This window comes from Paraburkholderia strydomiana (assembly GCF_046030495.1).
In the GTDB taxonomy this organism is placed as follows: Bacteria; Pseudomonadota; Gammaproteobacteria; order Burkholderiales; family Burkholderiaceae; genus Paraburkholderia; species Paraburkholderia strydomiana_A.
Map to the genome: position 1 here is coordinate 62,553 of NZ_JAQQCJ010000021.1, position 21,067 is coordinate 83,619.

20 protein-coding genes are annotated in these 21,067 nt (G+C 66.3%); 11 read left to right on the forward strand and 9 right to left on the reverse strand.

Annotation, left to right across the window (positions count from 1 at the left end; all coding sequences use genetic code 11):
- Window positions 1–70: 70 nt before the first annotated feature.
- The 7 genes from PQQ53_RS25035 (at window position 71) to PQQ53_RS25065 (ending at window position 6,346) form a co-directional block, all read left to right on the forward strand.
- Window positions 71–997 carry an NAD(P)-dependent methylenetetrahydromethanopterin dehydrogenase gene (locus PQQ53_RS25035; protein WP_408326967.1) on the forward strand — a complete coding sequence of 309 codons (927 nt, stop codon included), beginning with the start codon at window positions 71–73 and terminating at the stop codon, window positions 995–997.
- Between the two features lie 7 nt (window positions 998–1,004).
- Window positions 1,005–2,234, forward strand: coding sequence for an ATP-grasp domain-containing protein (locus PQQ53_RS25040; RefSeq protein ID WP_408326970.1), 1,230 nt, complete (start codon window positions 1,005–1,007; stop codon window positions 2,232–2,234).
- On the forward strand, window positions 2,209–3,237 hold the full coding sequence (gene mch / locus PQQ53_RS25045; protein ID WP_408326973.1) for a methenyltetrahydromethanopterin cyclohydrolase: 1,029 nt from the start codon (window positions 2,209–2,211) through the stop codon (window positions 3,235–3,237). The genes PQQ53_RS25040 and mch overlap by 26 nt, the downstream gene beginning before the upstream one ends.
- A complete protein-coding gene (locus PQQ53_RS25050) occupies window positions 3,234–4,286 on the forward strand; it encodes an ATP-grasp domain-containing protein (protein WP_408326976.1) in 1,053 nt (350 codons plus the stop codon). The genes mch and PQQ53_RS25050 overlap by 4 nt, the downstream gene beginning before the upstream one ends.
- Window positions 4,279–5,151 carry a triphosphoribosyl-dephospho-CoA synthase gene (locus PQQ53_RS25055; RefSeq protein WP_408326978.1) on the forward strand — a complete coding sequence of 291 codons (873 nt, stop codon included), beginning with the start codon at window positions 4,279–4,281 and terminating at the stop codon, window positions 5,149–5,151. Before PQQ53_RS25050 ends, PQQ53_RS25055 begins: the two co-directional genes overlap by 8 nt.
- 153 nt (window positions 5,152–5,304) lie before the next feature.
- Window positions 5,305–5,814 carry a formaldehyde-activating enzyme gene (gene fae, locus PQQ53_RS25060; protein WP_408141334.1) on the forward strand — a complete coding sequence of 170 codons (510 nt, stop codon included), beginning with the start codon at window positions 5,305–5,307 and terminating at the stop codon, window positions 5,812–5,814.
- A gap of 121 nt (window positions 5,815–5,935) precedes the next feature.
- A complete protein-coding gene (locus tag PQQ53_RS25065) occupies window positions 5,936–6,346 on the forward strand; it encodes a hypothetical protein (protein ID WP_408326981.1) in 411 nt (136 codons plus the stop codon).
- A 79-nt stretch (window positions 6,347–6,425) separates the two neighbouring features.
- On the opposite strand, the gene PQQ53_RS25070 is transcribed toward PQQ53_RS25065, so the two are convergent.
- On the reverse strand, window positions 6,426–6,917 hold the full coding sequence (locus tag PQQ53_RS25070; RefSeq protein WP_408326983.1) for a dihydroneopterin aldolase: 492 nt from the start codon (window positions 6,915–6,917) through the stop codon (window positions 6,426–6,428).
- A gap of 350 nt (window positions 6,918–7,267) precedes the next feature.
- Between PQQ53_RS25070 and PQQ53_RS25075 the strand changes: the two genes are divergently transcribed.
- The 3 genes from PQQ53_RS25075 to PQQ53_RS25085 are packed head-to-tail and all read left to right on the forward strand — an operon-like array spanning window position 7,268 to window position 11,273.
- On the forward strand, window positions 7,268–9,319 hold the full coding sequence (locus PQQ53_RS25075) for a sigma-54-dependent Fis family transcriptional regulator (protein ID WP_408141331.1): 2,052 nt from the start codon (window positions 7,268–7,270) through the stop codon (window positions 9,317–9,319).
- Window positions 9,316–9,912, forward strand: coding sequence for a flavoprotein (locus tag PQQ53_RS25080; RefSeq protein WP_408141330.1), 597 nt, complete (start codon window positions 9,316–9,318; stop codon window positions 9,910–9,912). Before PQQ53_RS25075 ends, PQQ53_RS25080 begins: the two co-directional genes overlap by 4 nt.
- Window positions 9,891–11,273, forward strand: coding sequence for a DUF6513 domain-containing protein (locus PQQ53_RS25085; protein WP_408326986.1), 1,383 nt, complete (start codon window positions 9,891–9,893; stop codon window positions 11,271–11,273). The genes PQQ53_RS25080 and PQQ53_RS25085 overlap by 22 nt, the downstream gene beginning before the upstream one ends.
- A 7-nt stretch (window positions 11,274–11,280) precedes the next feature.
- On the opposite strand, the gene rpe is transcribed toward PQQ53_RS25085, so the two are convergent.
- The 8 genes from rpe to PQQ53_RS25125 form a co-directional block, all read right to left on the reverse strand.
- On the reverse strand, window positions 11,281–11,988 hold the full coding sequence (rpe, locus tag PQQ53_RS25090; RefSeq protein ID WP_408141328.1) for a ribulose-phosphate 3-epimerase: 708 nt from the start codon (window positions 11,986–11,988) through the stop codon (window positions 11,281–11,283).
- A 21-nt stretch (window positions 11,989–12,009) separates the two neighbouring features.
- Window positions 12,010–13,047: a class II fructose-bisphosphate aldolase gene (gene fba, locus PQQ53_RS25095; protein WP_408155824.1), complete on the reverse strand. Its 1,038-nt coding sequence runs from the start codon at window positions 13,045–13,047 to the stop codon at window positions 12,010–12,012.
- A 32-nt stretch (window positions 13,048–13,079) separates the two neighbouring features.
- Window positions 13,080–15,131: a transketolase gene (gene tkt, locus PQQ53_RS25100; RefSeq protein WP_408326989.1), complete on the reverse strand. Its 2,052-nt coding sequence runs from the start codon at window positions 15,129–15,131 to the stop codon at window positions 13,080–13,082.
- 55 nt (window positions 15,132–15,186) lie between these two features.
- On the reverse strand, window positions 15,187–16,059 hold the full coding sequence (locus tag PQQ53_RS25105) for a phosphoribulokinase (protein WP_408141325.1): 873 nt from the start codon (window positions 16,057–16,059) through the stop codon (window positions 15,187–15,189).
- Window positions 16,060–16,137: 78 nt separating this feature from the next.
- Window positions 16,138–17,241 carry a class 1 fructose-bisphosphatase gene (locus PQQ53_RS25110; protein ID WP_408326991.1) on the reverse strand — a complete coding sequence of 368 codons (1,104 nt, stop codon included), beginning with the start codon at window positions 17,239–17,241 and terminating at the stop codon, window positions 16,138–16,140.
- A 27-nt stretch (window positions 17,242–17,268) separates the two neighbouring features.
- Window positions 17,269–18,267, reverse strand: a complete 999-nt coding sequence (gene cbbX / locus PQQ53_RS25115) for a CbbX protein (protein WP_408327072.1) — start codon at window positions 18,265–18,267, stop codon at window positions 17,269–17,271.
- Window positions 18,268–18,378: 111 nt separating this feature from the next.
- Window positions 18,379–18,831 carry a ribulose bisphosphate carboxylase small subunit gene (locus PQQ53_RS25120; RefSeq protein WP_408326994.1) on the reverse strand — a complete coding sequence of 151 codons (453 nt, stop codon included), beginning with the start codon at window positions 18,829–18,831 and terminating at the stop codon, window positions 18,379–18,381.
- A gap of 147 nt (window positions 18,832–18,978) precedes the next feature.
- Window positions 18,979–20,472 (reverse strand): ribulose-bisphosphate carboxylase large subunit, encoded by a 1,494-nt coding sequence (locus PQQ53_RS25125; RefSeq protein ID WP_408141322.1) that lies wholly within the window; start codon window positions 20,470–20,472, stop codon window positions 18,979–18,981.
- Window positions 20,473–20,941: 469 nt separating this feature from the next.
- Here PQQ53_RS25125 and pqqA point away from each other — a divergent pair, with 469 nt between their 5' ends.
- Window positions 20,942–21,016: a pyrroloquinoline quinone precursor peptide PqqA gene (gene pqqA, locus PQQ53_RS25130; RefSeq protein ID WP_113062024.1), complete on the forward strand. Its 75-nt coding sequence runs from the start codon at window positions 20,942–20,944 to the stop codon at window positions 21,014–21,016.
- The last annotated feature ends 51 nt before the right edge of the window (window positions 21,017–21,067 follow it).

Consider the following 21,067-nt stretch of genomic DNA (forward strand, 5'->3'; position numbering starts at 1 on the left):
CGCGCTGCCACGAGCCCTTCGCTTGCGCGGTCCACCACCTTGCCACTGAAACCGGAACGAGCCTGCTGCCATGTCCGAAACCATTGAAAGGCCCTATATCCTGCACATGCTCACGGCCACGCCGCAGATGAGTCCGTTCGACGTCAACATGGCGGCCGACGCGGGCTACCAGGTCATCGTGCCGTACTGCAACGTGCTGCCGAACATGGTCGCGAACCTGACCCAGGACGCGATCTTTTCGCGTGGCCCGAAAGGCGTGTCGCGCACCGGCATCTTCATCGGCGGACGCGACGTGATGCAGGCCGCCGACATGCTCGACACCGCGCGCAAGGCGATGGTGCCGCCGTTCGAAGTGTCGGTGTTCGCCGATCCGAGCGGCTCGTACACGACGGCGGCCGCGGCCGTCGCCCTCGTCGAGCGGCATCTCGGCAAACAGCACGGCATGGAGCTGGGCGGCAAGCGCATGCTGATTCTCGGCGGGACCGGCGCGGTCGGACGCGTCGCGGCGGCGATGGCCGCCTCGCGCGGCGCCGACGTGACGATCGCGAGCCACCACGATCGCGCCCGCGCGCTCGGTGTCTCGGCGGAAATCAACCAGCGCTTCGGCATCGTCACCAACGGCATCAGCGTGGCGACGCCGGACGAATTGCGCGGCGCGCTGGCCGATGCGGAGATCGTGCTCGCCACCGCCGTGGCGGGCGTCCAGGTGATCAGCAGCGACGACCTCGCGTTTGCGAAACGCCTGCTGATCGCCGCGGACGTCAACGCCGTGCCGCCGGAAGGCATTGCCGGCGTCAACGTGATGAACGACGGCAAGCCCATCGACGGCGTACCCGACGCGGGCGCGGTCGGCATCGGCGCGCTGGCGATCGGCAACGTCAAGTATCAGGTCGAACACCGGCTCTTCATGCGCATGCGCACCGGCGGCAAGCCGGTCTACCTCGGTTTTCCGCAAGCCTTCGACGAAGCCCGCGAGGTCGCGGCAGGCCTTGGTTGAGCCGGCCGTGACGACGCCGCGTCAGCCGCTCGCACAGGCGCCGTTCGTCGCGGTGGCGGGGCTGTCCGCGCGTCTGCTTGCCCAGTCCGCGACGCGCGCGGGGCTGCGGGTCGCCGCGCTCGACCTCTTCGGCGATCGCGATACGCGCGCGGCCGCCGAAGTGTGGTGCGATATCGGCGGAGGTGGCGGCGCGCTGACGATCGATCGCGAGCGGCTCAGGCATGCGCTGGAGCGCGTGGCGCGTCTGCCGCGTTTTCTCGGCTGGATCGGCGGCAGCGGACTGGAGCCGCTGATCGCGCAATTGTGTGGTGCACCCGGCTTGCCCCGTTTCATCGGCAACACGGCCGAAGCGAGCGCCGCCGTGCGCGAGCCACGACGTTTTTTTGCGCTGCTCGATGAACTGCATATCCCGCATCCTGCCGTTGCGTTCGCGCCACCTGCGACGGCCCAGGCGGGCTGGCTGTTCAAGCTCGCCGACGGTTGCGGCGGCACGCACATCAAACCGCTCGCGGCGCTCGGCGCGCAGAGCGTGCCCGCGCAAGGCTATTTCCAGCGCATCGGTCGCGGCCGGTCGCTGTCGGCGCTCTTTATCGGCGCGCAAGGCCGCGCGCAACTGATCGGTTTCGCGGAGCAACTCACCTGCGCACTGGGCGAACTGGCGTTCGTCCATGCCGGATCGATCGGTCCGATCGATGTGCCGCCGCAGGTCGCGGCGCGCGTGCAGTCCGCCCTCGACGCACTCTGTGCGCGAACCGGTCTGATCGGCCTCAACAGCTGCGACTTCCTGCTCGACGGCGACGCGTTGGAACTGCTCGAAATCAACGCGCGGCCCTCCTCCACGATGGCGCTTTACGAAACCGCGTCGCCCGATGCATGGCCGCACGGGCTGCTCCAATGCCATCTCGACGCGTGCCGTTTCGACCGGCTGCCGTCGAATCGCAGCGCGGCCCTGGCGCGCGAGCCGCGCTGGCGCGCCGGCCAGCGCGTGCTGTTCGCGCCGGCGCCGTTCACTGTGTCAGCCAAATTCTCCGACGCCTGTCTGCGCGATCGTCAGTGCCGCGACGTGCCGATGCCCGGCACGCGCGTCGAAGCCGGGCAGCCCGTCTGCACGCTGCTCGTGCGCGCGGCCTCGGTGGACGCGGTGCGGCGCACGCTCGATGCGCAGCGCGCCCTCGTCCTGCAACGAATCGAAACCTGCGATGAGCCCGACCATGCCCGCCTCCCCTCCCTCGCCTGACACTTCCCGCGCAGCCGCCGCACCCAGCGTCAACGCGCTGAGCGAGCGCCTCGTCGCCCGGCTGATCGACGATGCAGCGCGCCTTGGCGTCGTCATCAGCCATACAGCCGGCGGCACCGTGATCGCGGACGCCGGCGTCGAAGCCCCCGGCAGCATCGACGCCGGTGTGCTGATCGCGCGCATTTGCATGGGCGGACTCGGCCGCGTCGCGGTGCGCTCGAACTTCGACGCGGCGCCGCTCTGGCCCACGATGATCGAAGCGCGCACGTCGTCGCCGGTGCTGGCCTGTCTCGGCAGTCAATACGCGGGGTGGAGCCTCGCGGCCACCAAGGAGCAGACCGGCGGCAAGAAGTTCTTTTCGCTCGGCTCCGGTCCCGCGCGCGCGCTGGCCGTCAAGGAGCCGCTGTTCGCCGAACTCGGCTATCGGGACCGCCATGAGCGCGGTGTGCTGGTGCTCGAAGTGGACCGCATGCCGCCGCAGGTGATCATCGACAAGGTGCTGCACGATTGCGGCCTCGCGCCCGAAGGGCTCACGCTGATCGTCACGCCGACACACTCTGTCGCGGGGACGGTACAGGTGGTGGCGCGCGTCGTCGAAGTTGCACTGCACAAGACCCATGTGCTCGGTGTGCCGCTCGATGAAGTCGTGGAAGGCGCGGGCTCGGCCCCGTTGCCGCCGCCCGCGCCCGATGGCATCCAGGCGATGGGCCGCACCAACGACGCGATCCTCTACGGCGGCCGCGTCCATCTGACTGTCAGGCGCGACGACACCGCGCGGCGCCTCGCCGAAAGCTTGCCCGCCGCGAATTCGCGCGACTATGGACGGCCGTTCGCGGACATCTTCACGTCGTTCAATTTCGACTTCTACCAGATCGATCCGGCGCTGTTCGCGCCCGCCGAAGTGTGGGTGAGCAGCCTCGAAAGCGGCGCGACCTACCACGGCGGGCGGCTCGAAAGCGCGTTGTTGCAAGATCAATGGGGCGGCAAGCCCGTCGCGCCATGACGCTCACGCGAGCCGGTGCAACGCCCGCCACCGACCCTGACGCGAAGTCCGACGCAAAGCACGCGGGCGTGCGCATCGCGATCCTGACCGACGAAACCGGCTGGCACACCGGACGCCTGAAAAAAGCGTTCCGCGCGCGCGGCGCCGAGGCGCGCTGCGTCGATCTCGCGGATTGCCGCATCGACACCACGTGGCAACCTCACGGGCTGGTGGTGCCGGGCTTCGGTCATACGCTGCCCGACGCGGTCTTCGTGCGCGGCATCGCCGGCGGCACCTTCGAGCAGGTGACGCTGCGGCTCGGCATCCTGCACGCGCTGCGCGAATCCGGCGTGCCGGTCTACAACGACGCGCGCGCGATCGAGCGCAGCGTCGACAAATCGATGACCAGCTTCCTGCTGCACCGCGCCGGTGTGCCGACACCGGCGACGTGGGCGGTCGAATCCGCAGCGTTCGCGCAGCGGGTACTGATGCGCGAAGCGGCCGCGGGCCGCGAGGTCGTGCTCAAGCCGTTGTTCGGCTCGCAGGGCCACGGCCTCAAACGGCTCGGCGCGCGCCGTGGCGGGCTTGCGCCATTGCCGTCGCTGCGGCCTTACCGGCAGGTCGCTTATCTGCAGCGCTACGTCGCCGGCGGGCGGCCCGGGTTCGACTGGCGCGTGCTGGTGATCGGCGGGCGCGCGGTGGCGGCGATGCGGCGCGTCGGCGGCAAGGACTGGATACACAACTTCGCGCAAGGCGCGCTCTGCGAGCCGGCCGAACTCGATGCGCCGCTCGCGCAAACGGCCGTGCAGGCGGCCGCCGCGCTCGGCCTCGACTATGCCGGGGTGGACCTGATCCCCAATCCCGAGGACGCCGCGCGTCCGCTCGTGCTCGAAGTGAACGGCGTGGCCGCATGGCGCGGCTTGCAGTCGGTCACGCGGCTCGACCTCGCGGCGGCGCTCGCCGATGACCTGCTCGAGCGCAAGCTCGCCGCGCAGCGGCGTTTGCTCACGCAGTCCGATACGTCAGCCGATACAGCGGCCGTCGCCACGCTGCCCGCACGCCATGCCTGAGACCGGCGCGCTCACACCGGACCAGGTTCGCGCGGCGTTCCTGCAAGCGTGCGCACTCGACGTCGCCACGCCCAAGCCCGGCAACGTCAGCATGCAAAGCCCCGGCCACGGCATGAGCGCCGCGCAGTTCCTCGCCAGCGCGGACGCCGCGGCGGACGTGCTGCTCGCGCGCGGCGCACCGGTCGGCCGGCGCATTCTCGATGCGGTCACGCGCACGCGCGATGCGGTCGGCTGCAACACGAACCTCGGCATCGTGCTGCTCGTCGCACCGCTCGCCGCGGCGCTGGAGGATTGCGCGCAAGCACCGTCGGCGCACGCGTGGCGCGCGGCGACTTCACGCACGCTGGCGGCCCTCGACGTCGACGACGCGCGCCTCGCCTACCGCGCGATCGCCCTCGCCAATCCAGGCGGCCTCGGCGACGCCCCCGAGCAGTCGGTCCATGCGCCGCCGACGGTCGGCCTGCTCGACGCGATGCGGCTCGCCAGCGACCGCGACAGCATCGCCCGTCAATACGCGAACGGCTGTCAGGACATCTTCGAAACGGGTCTCGCCGCATATCGCGAAGCGCCAGCGGACGCGCCCGAAGCGGCGATGCTCGGCGTGTTCCTCGCGTTTCTCGGCGGCTGGCCCGACTCACACATTGTGCGCAAGCACGGCATGGCGCTGGCGCAGAGTGTCACGCTTGCGGCACGCGAACATCACGCGCGCTGGCGGCAAACGGCGCTTCATGCGTCACGCGCGGAGGCGGCCGCGCAGCTCGACGCATGGGATGCCGAGCTCAAGGCGCGCGCAATCAATCCGGGCACCAGTGCCGATCTCGCGGTCGCCACGCTGTTCGTCGCCGCTTGCCTCGAAAGCCTCTGAAGCACCGGCCTCACCCGATCCGGGCCGCGCACTGGCACGGAACATGTTAGTTAGTACCGCCGTACATCAATACGCCGCCGTGCGATGCAGGAGCAGCACGATTGCAGGCGGCGGCCAATCAGCAGGTCCGTTACCACTCATCGGAGGAACAGAATGGCCAAGATCAACCGCGTCATGATCGGGGAGTCGCTAGTCGGCGACGGCAACGAGGTCGCGCACATCGACTTGCTGATCGGACCGCGAGGTTCGGCTGCGGAAACCGCATTCTGCAACGCGCTCACCAACAATAAGGATGGCTTTACATCTTTGCTCGCGGTCGTCGCCCCGAATCTGCTCACCAAGCCGAACACGATCCTCTTCAACAAGGTGACCATCAAGGGCGCGAAGCAGGCCGTGCAGATGTTCGGCCCTGCGCAGCACGCGGTTGCCCTCGCGGTCGCCGACAGTGTCGAGGACGGCACGATCCCGCAGGACGAGGCTGACGATCTGTTCCTGTGCGTCGGCGTGTTCATTCACTGGCAGGCGGAGGACGACAAGAAGATCCAGCAGTTCAACTACCAGGCGACGCGCGAGGCCATCAAACGCGCCGTCAACGGCGAACCGAGCGCGGCGGAAGTCGTCGCGAAGAAAGGCACCGTCGCGCATCCGTTCGCACCGAACTGATTACGCGCGGTACGGGAGGAGACGCGGCGCTCGCAGGGGCCGCCTCCTCGCGCATCCTGTTGCACGGCTGACCGCACCTATGTTCGACAAGCAGGCTCAATGCTCCCGCAGAGGCATGAAAATGACCATAAGATGTCGCGCGCTTTTCGCCTTCACCTGCCTCGCGCTGGCAGCACCGCTCAGCTGGGCGGAGGGCGATGCGCCAATCGGGCCCGCTCCGGCGGGCGGCTACAACTATCCGACGCAGGGCCGCGTGGAATACGTGCTGACCTGCATGGACGACAACGGGCACGATTTCGCGAACGTCTATAAATGCTCGTGTGTGATCGACAAGATGGCGGCCGCCCTTCCGTACGACGAATTCGTCGCGCAGTCGACCTTCTCGAAGTACGCGACGCTCGGCGGCGAAGGCGGCTCGGAATTCCGCGTCGACCATGCGAAGTCGCAAACGAAGAAATTCCGCGCGCTGCAGATGACTGCATATCAGGCGTGCGGATTGGGTTCGCAGAAGACACCTACGGCCGCGAAGTAGTGATGCGGTGCACCGCCTATGCGGGGCATGCATGGGGTGAATGGCGCCGCTAATGCGGCGCCGCGTCAACTGCCGCGTTTCAGTTCGGCACCAGCCCTTCTCCCAGCGATGCGTAACTGACGACGCCGGCACCGGACGCGGACAGTGCACCACGTCGCCGTTCGATCTGCACACCCACCGCCGCGACGTCGTCGAATTTCGCCGGCTTCGCGAGCGACACACGCACCCAGTGAGCGCCGAAATCCGCAATCAGTAATTGCGCGATGTTTTCCGCGAGCGCTTCGAGCAACCGGACCCGATGTGTCGCGAACAGATCGAGCAATGCACTGCGTACGGCCGCATAGTTGACCGTGTCCTCGATCCGATCCGTCGTGCAGGCGCGAATCGCCGGCACGCCGATTGCGAGATTCATGCGCACCGGCTGCGGGACGTGCTGCTCGCTGCTGTCGATACCGATGACCGTCTGGCCTACGAAGTTTTCGATGAAGACGATGTCCATGCGTTCGGGCATTGCGGCGGTGTCGGAGACGCCGGGAAAAGCGGCAAGGCGAACAGTATCGATACGATCCATGGTGTACTCCGCCGCGACGCGGCTTGGGGTTAATACTGCATCAGGAACAGCGGCGACGGCGGCGGCACACTCTGTGCCGAAGCTGCCACAACGCCATCGAATAGGCCCGTCAACAACGCAACGAATAGAGAAAAGCAAATATCGGGCACAGTCGGTGGTGATAATGCGACTTCCTGTTGAACCAAACCGCCATCGGGCGTAGAGTTTTAAATAGCCGCCTGAGAGAGGCCGGTCGCGTAGGCGCATGCGAACGTACGAATTCGCGGCGTCAGGGGAATACAGGATTGATAAAGCGGCATTCGTGGCGTGCTCAAAAGCAGGTCCGAAATGCCGCAACGGAGACAAACCCCATGTCGTTGCTCGCTGACAGCAATACGCACGTCCGAGAGGTGCTGAACGTCGTGAATCATCAGTTGACCACACGCCCGACGAGCCAATCCGTCGCCCAATCGTGGGCGCGCTGCATCAACGAATTTCAGCTCGACCCCTCGCGTTTCGTCACCCCGCCAGTCCTCACGCAGTACGAATTAAGCGCGCGCCGCGAAGCGCTCGGCGATCTGATCGCCTGCTCGAAACTCGAGATGACGACGCTCTATCAGCAACTCGCCGACCCCGAACTTGCGGTCGTGCTAGTCGATGCGGGCGGCGCGATCGTGCATCAGGTGTCGTCGGTGCCGTTTGCCGAGGCGGTCGCCGAAGACGGCTTCCGGGTCGGCGCGCTATGGAGCGAGCGCGAAGCCGGCACCAACGGCATGGGCACCTGCCTTGCCGAGCGCGACTGCATCGCCGTGTGTCAGCACGAGCATTTCTATCCGCGCTATACGTCGCTCACCTGCTCCGCCGCGCCGATCTTCGACGACAGCGGCGAGATCGCGGGCGTGCTCGATGTGACGAGCCGCTCCAAGCTGCTGCAACAGCACTCGCTGGTGCTCGTCGGCATGTCCCGGCAGATGATCGAAAACCGTTTGCTGGACGCGCGCTACCGTCACGCGAACATGATCCACTTTCACAGCCGTCCGGAATTCGTCGGCACGCTGCACGGCGGCAAGCTCGCCGTCGCGGACGACAGCACGGTGCTCGCCGCGAATCGCAGCGCGCTGTTCCAGCTCGGCTTCCGCTCGCTCAGCGAACTGCGCGGGCGGCGTATCGAAGAAGCGTTCAACGCGTCGCTCGAAGACATGATCGCGCGCAGCATCCGCGGCTCGTTCCATCCGGTCACCGTGTACAGCGCGAACGCGACGAACCGCTTCTTTCTCGTTGCGCAGACCTCGCAGAACAACAGCGGGCGTGTCGCGCGCGTGCTCGGCAGCGACGCGCCCGCCGCTGCTCGCCATAGCGCGCCCGAGAAGCGCCCGCCCGCGCCGAAGCTCGACGAGATCGCGCACCTGGAGTTCGGCGACCCGCGCATGGCGTCGCAGATTCAACTGGCCGCACGCGTGATCCAGCGCAAGATTCCGATCGTGCTCAGAGGCCAAACCGGCACCGGCAAGGAAGTGTTCGCGCAGGCGCTGCATAGCATCAGCCCGCATGCGGGCGGTTCTTTCGTGCCGGTCAACTGTGCGTCGCTGCCCGAGAACCTGATCGAGAGCGAACTGTTCGGTTATCGCGCCGGCGCGTTCACCGGCGCGCAGCGCGAAGGACGGCGCGGCAAGATCGTGCAGGCCAACGGCGGCACGCTCTTTCTCGACGAGATCGGCGACATGCCGCTCGTGTTGCAGGCGCGTCTGCTGCGCGTGATCGAGGAACACGAGGTCACGCCGCTCGGCGCCGAGACCACCGTCAAGGTCAATTTCCAGTTGATCAGCGCGAGTCACCGCAATCTGCTCGAACTCGTGCACAGCGGGCAATTCCGCGAGGACCTGTATTACCGGCTCAAGGGTGTCGAGCTAAACCTGCCGCCGCTGCGCGAGCGGCTCGACAAGCTGCCGCTGATCCACCATCTGCTCGCGAACGAGACCGACGATCCGCCGGAACTGAGCCCCGAAGCCGAACACGCGCTGCTGAGTTACGCGTGGCCGGGCAACATCCGGCAACTGCGCCACGTGCTGCAAATGGCGATCGCGCTGTCCGACGGCCAGCCGATCCGTTGCGAGGACTTGCCGCCCGAAATCACGCAACGCGCGCCGGGCGGGGACATGCCTGCAGCCCTCGGCCTCACCAGCGCGGACATGGACGCGCATCTGACCGACGACGCGGACATCTCGGCGCTCAATGCGATCCAGTTGAACGAGCGCGAAACGGTGTTGTCATTGCTCGACGAGCATCGCTGGAACGTCAGCAATGTCGCGAAGGCGCTGGGCATCAGCCGCAACACGCTGTACCGGAAGATGCGCCGGCTGCACATCCGGCTGTCGCATGAAGGCTCGCCGTCCGACGGAATGCCGCTCGATCTCGACGCATGACCCACACGCCCGCACGCGATCTCGCCGACTTCAAGCCGGACGCGCGCTTCGCGTGGTGCGTGACCGGCTCCGGCCATCTGCTCGAAGAGTCCATCGCGCTCGCGCTGCAATTGCCGCGCGTGGACCTCTTCCTGTCCGCGGCGGCGGAGGAAGTGCTGCCGCTGTATGGCTGGCCGATCGACAAACTGCGCGAAAAATTCCGCGTGCTGCGCGACAATAGCGCGAGCGGCGTGCCGGTCGGGATGCTCTATCACGGCGTCTATCACACGGTCGTGATCGCGCCGGCCACCAGCAACACGGTCGCCAAATGCGCGTACGGCATCTCGGACACGCTGCCCACCAACATGTACGCGCAGGCCGGCAAGCAATGCATTCCGGGCATTGTCTTTGCATGCGACACCGAACCGACCGTGATCACGGCGAGCCCCGACGAATGGGTCGAACTGCGGCCACGGACGATCGAACTCGACAACGTTGAGCGCCTGTCGCGCTTCGAATATACGACGCTCGCCCGCTCGCTCGACGAACTCAAAGCGGCGCTCGATCAACGCCTGTCGACCCTCGATCTTGCATGGACCACATCCTCTTCCTGACCGGCCGGCTTGCCGAACCGAGTCTGCTGCGCGTGCTCGACAGCATGGCGCCGACGCCGTTCAGCTGGGAGGTCCGCGAAATCGGTCTGCAGGTCGCCGCGTTGATGACGGCCGACCTGATCCAGCGCCGCGTGCCCGCCCCGCTCACCGCGCAACGGGTGATCGTGCCCGGGCGCTGCCGCGGCGATCTCGATGCCCTCGCCCTTCACTATGGCGTGCCGTTCGAGCGCGGTCCCGACGAGGTCAAGGACCTGCCGCAATTTTTCGGCCGCAAGGCGAAGCCGTTCGATCTGAGCCGCTACGAGACAAAAATTTTTGCGGAGATCGTCGACGCGCCGCGCCTCGACCTCGACGGTATCGCGCGCCGCGCGCGCGAGTATGCGGCTCAGGGCGCCGACGTGATCGACATCGGCTGTCTGCCTGAAACGCCGTTTCCCCATCTCGAAGACGCGGTCCGGCGGCTGAAGGCCGAAGGCTACCGCGTGAGCGTCGATTCGATGCGCACCGACGAACTGCTGCGCGGCGGCCGCGCGGGCGCCGACTACCTGATGAGTCTGAACCTCGACACGCTCTGGATCGCCGACGAAGTGCCGTCGACGCCGATCCTCGTCGCGCGCGAGCCGGGCGACCCGGCCTCGCTCGATACCGCCATCGAACAGCTGTCCGCACGCGGTCGCGCCTTCTACGCCGATCCGATCCTCGACCCGATTCCGTTCGGGCTTGCCGTGTCGGTGGCGCGATACGTGCGCTTGCGCGAACGTTATCCGGACATCGCGATCATGATGGGCATCGGCAACGTGACGGAGTTGACCGAAGCCGACACGAGCGGCATCAACGCGGTGCTGCTCGGCATGGCCGCCGAATTGCGGATCGGCGCGGTGCTGACCACGTCGGTGAGTCTGCATGCGCGGCGCGCGCTGCGCGAAGCCGACGTCGCGCGCCGCGTGATGCATGCCGCGCGCGATGCGCAAGTGCTGCCGAAAGGCATCAACAGCGATCTTGCGACCGTGCATGCGAAGCGGCCGTTTCCCTATAGCGCCGACGAAATCGACGAACTGGCGCGGGGTGTGCGCGATCCGAATTTCCGCGTCCAGGTCAGCGCCGAGGGCATTCACGTCTACAACCGCGACGGCCATCGGCGCGCGGAAGACCCCTTCGCGCTCTATCCGCAACTGAATCTCGACACCGACGGCCGCCACGCGTTCTATATGGGCGTGCAACTCGCGCGCGCGGAAATCGCATGGCGGCTCGGCAAGCGTTTCGATCAGGACCAGCCGCTCGACTGGGGCTGCGCGGTCGACCGTCCCGACGAAGACCTGCTCGCCTGGCGCGCACCCGGCGAGACGATGAAGAAAGGCTGACGGCCAGTCATCCCAGCGCGGCCACGCCCGCGCTTTCCGCCACCGTATCGAGCTCGTCGCGCAAGCGACCGATTGCCTGCTTGCGATCGGCCGCGCCGAACACGGCCGAACCGGCCACGAACACATCGGCGCCCGCCGCGGCGATCCGCGCGATGTTCGACGCGTTCACCCCGCCATCGACTTCGATCAGGAGCGGCCGGCCGGTACGCTGCATGGTGGTGTCGACACGCTCGCGCAGGAGCCGCAGCTTGTCCAGCGTTTCCCCGATGAACGCCTGCCCGCCGAAGCCCGGATTGACCGACATCACGAGCACGACGTCGAGCATTTCCATCACGTGATCGAGCATGGCAAGCGGCGTGGACGGGTTCAACGCGAGTCCGGCGCGCACGCCGTGCGACTTGATCAGTTCGATGGTCCGATGCACATGCAGCGACGCCTCCGGATGAAAACTGATCGAATTCGCGCCCGCCTCGGCAAAGGCGGCGACGAGCGGATCGACCGGCATCGTCATCAGATGCACGTCGAACGGCATCGTCGCGTACGGCCGGATCGCCGAGCACACCAGCGGCCCGACGGTCAGGTTCGGCACGTAGTGGTTGTCCATCACATCGAAATGAAGCCAGTCCGCGCCGGCTGCGCTCACGTCGCGAACCTCGTCCGCGAGACGGGCGAAGTCCGCCGACAGCAGCGACGGCGCAATCAGGAATTCACGCATCACGTTCTCCCGGCCAATGGTTTAGTGATAGCGGCGCGCCATCGCGTCGAGCGGGAGCGGCTTGATCCGTGCCGCCTGGCCCGCGCAGCCGAACGCCTCGAAGCGCTCGACGCAGAGTGCGCTCGCGGCCGCCGTCGCAGCCTTGAGCGCCGCGCGCGGATCGAACTCGGAGCGCGCGTTGGCGAGCGACTTGCGCATTGCGCCGCTCATCGCGAGCCGGATGTCGGTGTCGATGTTGACCTTGCGCACGCCATGCGCGATGCCGCGCCGGATTTCCTCGACCGGCACGCCGTACGTCTGCGGAATCTCGCCGCCGTATTCGCGGATCACCGCCAGCCATTCCTGCGGCACTGAAGACGAACCATGCATCACGAGATGCGCGTTCGGAATCCGTTCGTGAATGTCGATGATCCGGTCGATCGCGAGAATGTCGCCGGTCGGCTCGCGGCTGAACTTGTAAGCGCCATGCGACGTGCCGATCGCGATCGCGAGCGCATCGACGCCGGTCGCTTCGACGAAGCGCCATGCTTCCTCGGGGTCGGTGAGGAGATCGTCGCGGGCGAGCTGGCCGCTCGCGCCGACGCCGTCCTCCTCGCCCGCCGTGCCGGTTTCGAGCGAGCCGAGGCAGCCCAACTCGCCTTCGACCGAGACGCCCACCGCATGCGCCGCCTCCACGACACGGCGGCTCACCTCGACGTTGTAGTCGTAAGCGGCGGGCGTTTTCTGGTCCGGCAGCAGCGAGCCGTCCATCATCACCGACGTGAAGCCCGAGCGGATCGCCTGCTGGCAGACGGCCGGGCTCGCGCCGTGATCCTGATGCAGCACCAGCGGGATATCCGGGTGCGCTTCCAGCGCGGCGAGCACGAGATGGCGCAGATAGGGCTCGCCCGCATACTTGCGCGCGCCCGCCGAGGCCTGCAGGATGACCGGGCTGTCGGTCGCCTCGGCGGCGCGCATGATCGCCTGAATCTGCTCCATGTTGTTGACGTTGAACGCAGGCACGCCGTAGTCGTGTTCGGCCGCGTGATCCAGCAGTTGCCGCAGGGTGATGAAGGCCATGACTGACTCCTCGAGATGAAAACCGGTTCGGCTCAGTGCGCGCGTTGCGCGACGCGGCGCGCGGCGTCCACCACCGCCTGCGTGCTCAGATTGAAATGGTTGAACAGCGCGGCGGCCGGGGCCGATTCACCGAACGAATCGATGCCCACGACGCCGCCGTCCAGCCCGACGTATTGCCGCCAGAACGCGCTGACGCCCGCCTCGATCGCGACGCGCGGCACGCCCGGCGGCAGCACCGCCTCGCGCCACGCGGTCGTTTGCCGGTCGAATGCGGTGGTGGACGGCATCGACACGACGCGCGCGGCGATGCCCGCGGCTGCGAGTGGCGCGACGGCATCGAGCGCGAGCGCGACTTCGGAGCCGGTTGCGATGAGCACGACGCGTGCGTAGGGCGCAAGCGCCGGGTCGCCCGGCCAGTCGCGCAGCACGTAACCGCCCCGCGCGATGGCCGCGATCTGTTCGGCGCAACGGGTGACGAAAGGCAGGTTCTGCCGGCTCAGCAGCAGACATGAAGGCCCGTTCCGTTCGACCGCGGCAACCCATGCCTGCGCGGTCTCGACCGTGTCGCACGGGCGCCAGACGTCCAGCCCCGGGATCAGCCTGAGGCTCGCCGCATGTTCGACCGCCTGGTGCGTCGGGCCGTCCTCGCCGAGCCCGATCGAATCATGCGTGAAGACGAAGATCGTGCGCGTTTTCATCAGCGCGGCCATGCGCAGCGCGTTGCGCGAATAGTCCGAGAATGTGAGGAACGTGCCGCCGAACGGCAGATGCCCGCGATGCAGCGCAATGCCGTTCATCACCGCGCTCATGCCGAATTCGCGCACGCCGTAGTGCAGATAGTTGCCGCCTTGCAGGCCGCCGTCGTCGGTGCGGACTTCGGTTGCGCCTTTCCAGTCGGTCAGGTTCGAGCCGGTCAGATCGGCCGAGCCGCCGAGCATTTCCGGCAAGCTGCGCGCGAGCGCCGCGATCGCCTGTTGCGAGGCCTTGCGCGTCGCAATCGATTCGGCCGCGCAATCGGCGTCGCGCACCAGCGCGCGGGCCGCGTCGCGCCAATGCGCGGGCAGCGCGCCCTGCACGCGCCGCTCGAACTCGGCGGCCTCGTGCGGGTAGTGCTGGCGGTACGCCTCGAAACGCGCGCGCCAATCGGCTTCGACGGCCTCGCCACGCGCGCTCGCGTCCCAGCTTGCGCGGACTTCGTCGGGCATCTCGAACGGCGCATGCGCCCAGCCGAGCGCGTGGCGGGTTCGCGCGACTTCGTCGGCGCCGAGCGGCGCGCCGTGTACGTCATGCGTCCCGGCCTTCGACGGCGAGCCCTGGCCGATCACCGTCTTGCAGCAGATCAGCGTGGGGCGCTCTGCTGCACGCGCGGATTGCAGCGCGTGATCGACGGCATCGACATCGTGTCCGTCCACGTCGCGCACCACGTGCCAGCCATAGGCGGCGAAGCGCGCCGGCGTATCGTCGGCGAACCATTGCTGCACGTGACCGTCGATCGAGATGCCGTTGTCGTCGTAGAGCACGGTCAGCCTGTCGAGCTTCAACGTGCCGGCAAGCGACGCCGCTTCGTGCGAGATGCCTTCCATCAGGCAGCCGTCGCCGGCGAACACGTAGGTGCGATGATCGACGATCCGGTGTCCCGGCCGGTTGAATTCGCGCGCGAGCAGCGCCTCGGCGAGCGCCATGCCGACGCCGTTCGCGAGCCCCTGACCGAGCGGGCCGGTAGTCGTTTCGACACCCGGCGTGACGCCCACTTCGGGATGCCCCGGCGTTTTGCTATGCAACTGGCGAAAGCGCTTCAACTCGTCGATCGGCAGGTCGTAGCCGCTCAGATGCAAGAGGCCATACAGCAGCATCGAGCCGTGTCCGTTGGACAGCACGAAGCGGTCACGGTCGGGCCAGGCCGGATTGCGCGGATTGTGTTTCAGATGGCGGTCCCACAGCGCGACCGCAATCTCGGCCATGCCGAGCGGCATGCCGGGATGCCCTGATTTTGCCGCTTCCACCGCATCGATCGCGAGCATGCGCAGCGCGTCGGCCATCAAGCGGGTGGCGGGTATGACCACCGATTCTGCGACAGCACTCATCGAATCTCTCCTTGCGAAATGAACACGCTCCGCGCCGGCAGGCACACGGCACGTATCAGGCACGCGCGCGCCGGTCGATCAGTTGCAGAATCATCGGCGTGAAGATCAGCTGCATGGCGAGGCCCATCTTGCCGCCCGGCACGACGATCACGTTCGGGCGCGACATGAACGAGTCGTGCAGCATCGTCAGCAGATACTGGAAGTCGATCCCCTTCGGCCGCGCGAAACGAATCACCACGAAGCTCTCGTCCGGCTGGGGAATCTCGCGGGCGGTGAACGGATTCGAGGTGTCCACGGTCGGCACGCGCTGGAAGTTGACATGCGTGCGCGAGAACTGCGGGCAGATGTAGTTCACGTAGTCGGGCATGCGCCGCAGGATCGTGTCGACCACGGCTTCATGCGAGTAGCCGCGCATCGTCTGATCGCGGTGCAGCTTCTGGATCCATTCGAGGTTGATGATCGGCACCACGCCGATCAGCAGATCCGCGTGCCGCGCAATGTCCACCTTGTCGGTGACGGCCGCGCCGTGCAGCCCCTCGTAGAACATCAGGTCGGTGCCGGGCGCGACCTCCTCCCACGGCGTGAACGTGCCGCCATCCTGTTTGTACAGCTGCGACTCGGCGGCGTCGTGCACGTAGTGGCGCAGCTGGCCGGTGCCGCTTTCGCCGTAGCACGTGAAAAGCGTCTCCAGCTCTTCGAGCAGATTCGCCTCCGGGCCGAAATGGCTGAAGTTCGGTGCGCCGTCGTGTTCATGCTCCTTCATGGCCGCGCGCATGCCGTTGCGGTCGTAACGATGGAATGCGTCGCCCTCGACGATCTGCGCATTGATGTGCTCGCGTCTGAAGATATGGGTGAAGCTCTTCATGACGGTCGTGGTGCCGGCGCCGCTCGAACCGGTCACCGCGATGATCGGATGTTTGACTGACATAGGTTGTCTCCGGATGGCAATGTTCTGGCCGCCTTCGCGACGGGCGGTGCGTGGCCTGCTGTCTCTGCTAGCGGCGCGTCACGCGGTGAAATCCGGCAGAAACAGCGAGCGCGGGCTGAACAGCGGCGACGTGAACGGCTTGTCCTCGCCACGGTCGTATTCGCCGTGATAGCGCGCGATGCGTTCGACTTCGTGCTTCGAGCCGAGAATCACCGGCACGCGTCCGTGCAGCGCATGCGGACGGACGTCGAGAATGCGTTCGCGCCCGGTGATCGACAGGCCGCCCGCCTGCTCGACCAGAAAGCTCATCGGGTTCGCTTCGTACAGCAGCCGAAGACGACCTTCCATCGCCGGCGTTTTAGAATCGCGCGGATACATGAAGACGCCGCCGCGCATCAGGATGCGATGCACCTCCGCGACCATCGACGCGATCCAGCGCATATTGAAGTCCCTTGCCCGGCAACCGCTGCGGCCGTCCTTGCACTCCTGCACGTAGCGGCGCACGGGCGGTTCCCAGAAACGTTCGTTGGACGCGTTGATCGCGAACTCGACGGTATCTTCAGGAATCCGGATGTTCGAATGCGTGAGCACGAAATTGCCGATATCGCGCTCCAGCGTGAAGCCGTGCGTGCCGTTGCCGACCGACAGCACGAGCATCGTCGACGGCCCATACACCGCGTAACCGGCCGCGACCTGTTCGCAGCCCGGGCGCAGAAAGGCGGCCTCGCCCACCGCGTTCCTGTCGCCGCCGTTCACACGCAGCACCGAGAAAATCGAGCCCACCACGCCGTTGATGTCGATATTCGACGAACCGTCGAGCGGATCGAACGCAAGCAGATAATCGCCACGCGGATAGCGCGGCGGAATCGCGTACACGTCCTCCATTTCCTCCGACACCATCGCCGCCAGCAGACCGTCCCACTCGCATTGCTGCACGAAGATCTCATTGGTCGCGACGTCGAGCTTTTTCTGCTCCTCGCCGTGTGTGTTGACGGTCTGGGCGGACCCGTAGTTGCCGCCTAGCGAGCCTTTCGTGAGCATCGCCGAGATCGACTTGATCGCGGCGGCCACGTCGATCAGCAGCGCCGAGAGTCCCGCTGTTTCCACACCGTTCCCGGGCGACGGCTGCCGGTCGAGCGTGTCGATCAGGAACTTCGAGAGTGTCGTGCGTCCGTCCTGCATGGCGTTTCTCCTGGAGGGTGTCATGACTCAGCCCGACGGCGCCGTATGGGCGCGCGATGTCGGTATGGACGGCAGCGGCTCGTCGAAGACGCGGCTCGCGCGCACGTCGGTCGCGTCGATCAGCGTGAGCGCGGCCGAGTCGATCGGCGCGCCGCCGTCGAGCGCGCTCGCGAACAGCCGGTTGGCCTGGCGCAGCCGCGCGCGGTCGAGCGCATTGCGCACCGAACGGGCATTGGCGAAATTCGGCTGACGGATGCGCCGCGCGAGATAGTCGGCGAACGCATGCCGCGACGCGGCGTCGAAGCGGTAGTGCGTGGTGCCGAGCATGCGCTCGGCGATGTCGAGCAGTTCGGCCTCGGCGTAATCGGGAAACGTGATGTGATGCGCGATGCGCGAGCGGAAACCCGGATTGCTCTCGAAGAACACTTCCATGCGCGAAGCGTAGCCGGCCAGAATCACCACGAGATCGCCACGCTGGTTCTCCATGGTCTGCAGCAGGATCTCGATCGCCTCTTGCCCATAATCGCGCTCGTTTTCCGGGCGATACAGGTAATACGCTTCGTCGATGAACAGCACGCCGCCCATCGCGCGCTTGAGCACATCGCGCGTTTTCGGCGCGGTATGGCCGATGTACTGCCCGACCAGATCGTCGCGCGTGACGGAGACCAGATGATTGCGGCGAATGTAGCCGAGCCGGTGCAGCACCTCGGCCATGCGCAGCGCGACGGTGGTCTTGCCGGTGCCGGGGTTGCCCGAGAAGCACATATGCAGCGTCGGCGCGGCGCCCGCGAGGCCGAGCGAATCGCGCGCGCGCTCGACCAGCAGATGAGCGGCCACCTCACGGATGCGGGTTTTCACCGGCGCGAGGCCGACCAGATCGCGATCGAGTTCGCCGAGCACGTCGCCGATGCCGGAGTCGCGATACAGCGCCGCGAGATCGACATGCGGCGTTTCGTTGCCGGGGGGCGACGCGTCGGCTTGCGGCGCTGCGGTGCGCGTGTCCGGCGCATCGGCGCTTCGCGGCATCGACGACAGGATTGCGTCCGCTATGGCAGCGTCGTCTCTCATGGCTTCTCCTTGTGGCGATTCGTCTACGATGCGGCGAAAATCGCTTCACGCTGCATGCCCCGCGTGCAATCAGCGCGCTGTCCGTGGCCCTGACCCTGACCCTGACCCATACCGCTCGCCCGACGGACGGTCGCTCGCATAGCCCGCGAGACCGTAGCGCTGCACGCGCCCTTGCCCGTCCTGACGTGTGAGTCGGAAGCCCGGCTCCTCGCCCGGCCTGTTGACGATGAACGACAACCGCATCGTCTCGAAGCTGCGCACCGAATCGAACGCATTGACCTTGATGTAGTGCTGCGGCCGTGCCGCGCGGCAGGCTTTCACTTCCTGCAACACGCCGGCCGCGTCGTGCAGATCGAACATCGGCAAGCCCCACATTTCCCAATAGGTGTTGCGCGGATGCGGGTCGTCGGTGAATTCGACCGAACATGCCCAGCCCTGGCGCAGCGCGTAGTCGATCTGCAAGCCGATCTCTTCGTCGGTCAGCTCGGGCAGAAAAGAGAACGTTCCTTGTGTAATGCGCATGACGAACCTCGTTGTTTGATGTCACGTTCGGATGAACGGCGCCAGCACTTCCTCGCGCGGCGCGGTGGCACCGCCGTATGGAGCCGCTGGTGAATCGGCAACGGGCGCTGACCCGATGCCTCGCGTTGCTGACGTCGCTTACATCGTCTAGGCCGCCGTCGGCGTGGCGGCGAAATCCGGCGTATCGGTGGACGCGTAGTTGAAAGTCACATCTCGCCACGTGTCGAGCGCCTGCTTGAGCGGCGTGCACCAGCGAGCGGCGGCTTCGAGCACCTCCGGCCCCTCGTTGAGAATGTCGCGGCCTTCGTTGCGCGCCTTGACCATCGCTTCGAGCGCGACGCGGTTCGCCACCGCGCCCGCCTGAATACCGCCCGGGTGACCGATCGTGCCGCCGCCGAACTGCAGGATCGCGTCGTCGCCGAACAGGTCGAGCAGTTGATGCATCTGTCCCGCGTGAATTCCGCCCGACGCCACCGGCATCACCTTGCGCAAGCCGGCCCACGGCTGATCAAAGAAAATCCCGCGCGACAGATCGACCGCGTTGCGCGCGTCGCGGCAGACGTTGTAGTAACCCTGCACCGACAGCGGATCGCCTTCGAGCTTGCCGACCGCCGTGCCCGCATGCGCGTGATCGACACCCGCCATGCGCAGCCACTTCGCGATCACGCGAAACGAGATGCCGTGATTGCGTTGCCGCGTGTACGTGCTGTGCCCGGCGCGATGCAGATGCAGGATCATGTCGTTCCTGCGGGCCCAGCGCGACATCGACTGAATTGCGGTCCAGCCGATCACGAGGTCGATCATCACGATGCATGAGCCGAGTTCCTTCGCGAATTCGGCGCGCTCGTACATGTCCTCCATCGTGCCGGCCGTGACGTTCAGATAATGACCTTTGACTTCGCCGGTTTCCGCTTGCGCGCGGTTCACCGCGTCCATTGAAAACAGGAAGCGGTCGCGCCAATGCATGAAGGCCTGCGAGTTGATGTTTTCATCGTCCTTAAGGAAATCGAGTCCGCCGCGCAAGCCTTCATAGACGACCCGCCCATAGTTCTTGCCCGACAAACCCAGCTTCGGCTTGACCGTCGCGCCGAGCAGCGGCCGCCCATACTTGTCGAGACGTTCGCGCTCGACGACGATGCCGGTCGGCGGTCCCTGGAAAGTCTTCAGATAAGCAACAGGTATGCGCATGTCTTCGAGACGCAGCGCCTTGAGCGGTTTGAAACCGAACACGTTGCCGATGATCGACGCGGTCAGGTTCGCGACCGAGCCCTCTTCGAACAGGTCGAGGTCATAGGCGATGTACGCGAAAAACTGCGGCTCGTCGGCGCGCGAGGCCGGCACCGGCTCGACGCGATAGGCTTTGGCGCGATACATGTCGCACGCGGTCAGCCGGTCGGTCCACACGACCGTCCACGTCGCCGTCGACGATTCGCCGGCCACCGCGGCCGCCGCTTCCTCCGGGTCGACGCCGGGTTGCGGCGTGATGCGAAACAGCGCGATGACGTCGGTTTCCTTCGGCTCGTAATCGGGTTGCCAGTAACCCATCTCGCGGTATTTCATGACACCTGCTGCGTACCGTTCGCGTGGATTGCGCGGATTGCGTTCGGGCTCGATCACCACCGGTTGACTGAAATCGTTCATGACGTGTCCTCGAATGTGGCAAGCGCGTTGCCGGAAGAACGAAGCGCTTGAGTTGCACTGTAGGCACGGACGACGCCAAGGGGAATTCACGATTTTATTTGGCAGACTTAACCGATCCGTTATCGATTGCATATTGCGAAGCGGATTCCCGGCAGCGTTCGAGGAATCGGTGCAGAATGTGTTGGAGGCGATGCGAGGATCACGTGACAGCGCAATGAGCGTCACCCGATTGCGATGGAACACTTTGCTTCGTTTTCGCCACACCGCGCGGCAGCCCTTCCGGGCAGGCTGTGTGGCCGTGGCGCCGGTGTAATTCGGCAGACGCTGTATTGCGGTGCCGACGCGCGCCGGCGCATACCGTCGGCATCACACATGGGCATAGAGCTTGCGTGATGCCGGATGCCGCCGAAGTCCGGCACCATGTCGGGCCGGTGGCGCAACGCTGTTTCAATCCATGGAGGAAGCACGTATGCAATGGACCACTCCGAGCTACACCGATGTGCGTCTCGGTTTTGAAATCGTGATGTATGTCGCTACGCGTTAAACCCGCAGAAGGGCCGCCTGGCGCGGCCCCTCTGCGGTCTGTGATTGTCGT

What these genes read in the sequence shown, in the direction of transcription:
- PQQ53_RS25085 (WP_408326986.1), top strand. Translation starts at nt 9,891, where the DNA reads ATGGACCACATCCTCTTCCTGACCGGCCGGCTTGCCGAACCGAGTCTG.
- PQQ53_RS25070 (WP_408326983.1), bottom strand. Translation starts at nt 6,917, where the DNA reads ATGGATCGTATCGATACTGTTCGCCTTGCCGCTTTTCCCGGCGTCTCC.
- rpe (WP_408141328.1), bottom strand. Translation starts at nt 11,988, where the DNA reads ATGCGTGAATTCCTGATTGCGCCGTCGCTGCTGTCGGCGGACTTCGCC.
- PQQ53_RS25075 (WP_408141331.1), top strand. Translation starts at nt 7,268, where the DNA reads ATGTCGTTGCTCGCTGACAGCAATACGCACGTCCGAGAGGTGCTGAAC.
- fae (WP_408141334.1), top strand. Translation starts at nt 5,305, where the DNA reads ATGGCCAAGATCAACCGCGTCATGATCGGGGAGTCGCTAGTCGGCGAC.
- mch (WP_408326973.1), top strand. Translation starts at nt 2,209, where the DNA reads ATGCCCGCCTCCCCTCCCTCGCCTGACACTTCCCGCGCAGCCGCCGCA.
- PQQ53_RS25035 (WP_408326967.1), top strand. Translation starts at nt 71, where the DNA reads ATGTCCGAAACCATTGAAAGGCCCTATATCCTGCACATGCTCACGGCC.
- PQQ53_RS25125 (WP_408141322.1), bottom strand. Translation starts at nt 20,472, where the DNA reads ATGAACGATTTCAGTCAACCGGTGGTGATCGAGCCCGAACGCAATCCG.
- PQQ53_RS25050 (WP_408326976.1), top strand. Translation starts at nt 3,234, where the DNA reads ATGACGCTCACGCGAGCCGGTGCAACGCCCGCCACCGACCCTGACGCG.
- PQQ53_RS25120 (WP_408326994.1), bottom strand. Translation starts at nt 18,831, where the DNA reads ATGCGCATTACACAAGGAACGTTCTCTTTTCTGCCCGAGCTGACCGAC.
- fba (WP_408155824.1), bottom strand. Translation starts at nt 13,047, where the DNA reads ATGGCCTTCATCACCCTGCGGCAACTGCTGGATCACGCGGCCGAACAC.
- PQQ53_RS25110 (WP_408326991.1), bottom strand. Translation starts at nt 17,241, where the DNA reads ATGCAGGACGGACGCACGACACTCTCGAAGTTCCTGATCGACACGCTC.
- cbbX (WP_408327072.1), bottom strand. Translation starts at nt 18,267, where the DNA reads ATGCCGCGAAGCGCCGATGCGCCGGACACGCGCACCGCAGCGCCGCAA.
- tkt (WP_408326989.1), bottom strand. Translation starts at nt 15,131, where the DNA reads ATGAGTGCTGTCGCAGAATCGGTGGTCATACCCGCCACCCGCTTGATG.
- PQQ53_RS25080 (WP_408141330.1), top strand. Translation starts at nt 9,316, where the DNA reads ATGACCCACACGCCCGCACGCGATCTCGCCGACTTCAAGCCGGACGCG.
- PQQ53_RS25055 (WP_408326978.1), top strand. Translation starts at nt 4,279, where the DNA reads ATGCCTGAGACCGGCGCGCTCACACCGGACCAGGTTCGCGCGGCGTTC.
- PQQ53_RS25065 (WP_408326981.1), top strand. Translation starts at nt 5,936, where the DNA reads ATGACCATAAGATGTCGCGCGCTTTTCGCCTTCACCTGCCTCGCGCTG.
- PQQ53_RS25105 (WP_408141325.1), bottom strand. Translation starts at nt 16,059, where the DNA reads ATGTCAGTCAAACATCCGATCATCGCGGTGACCGGTTCGAGCGGCGCC.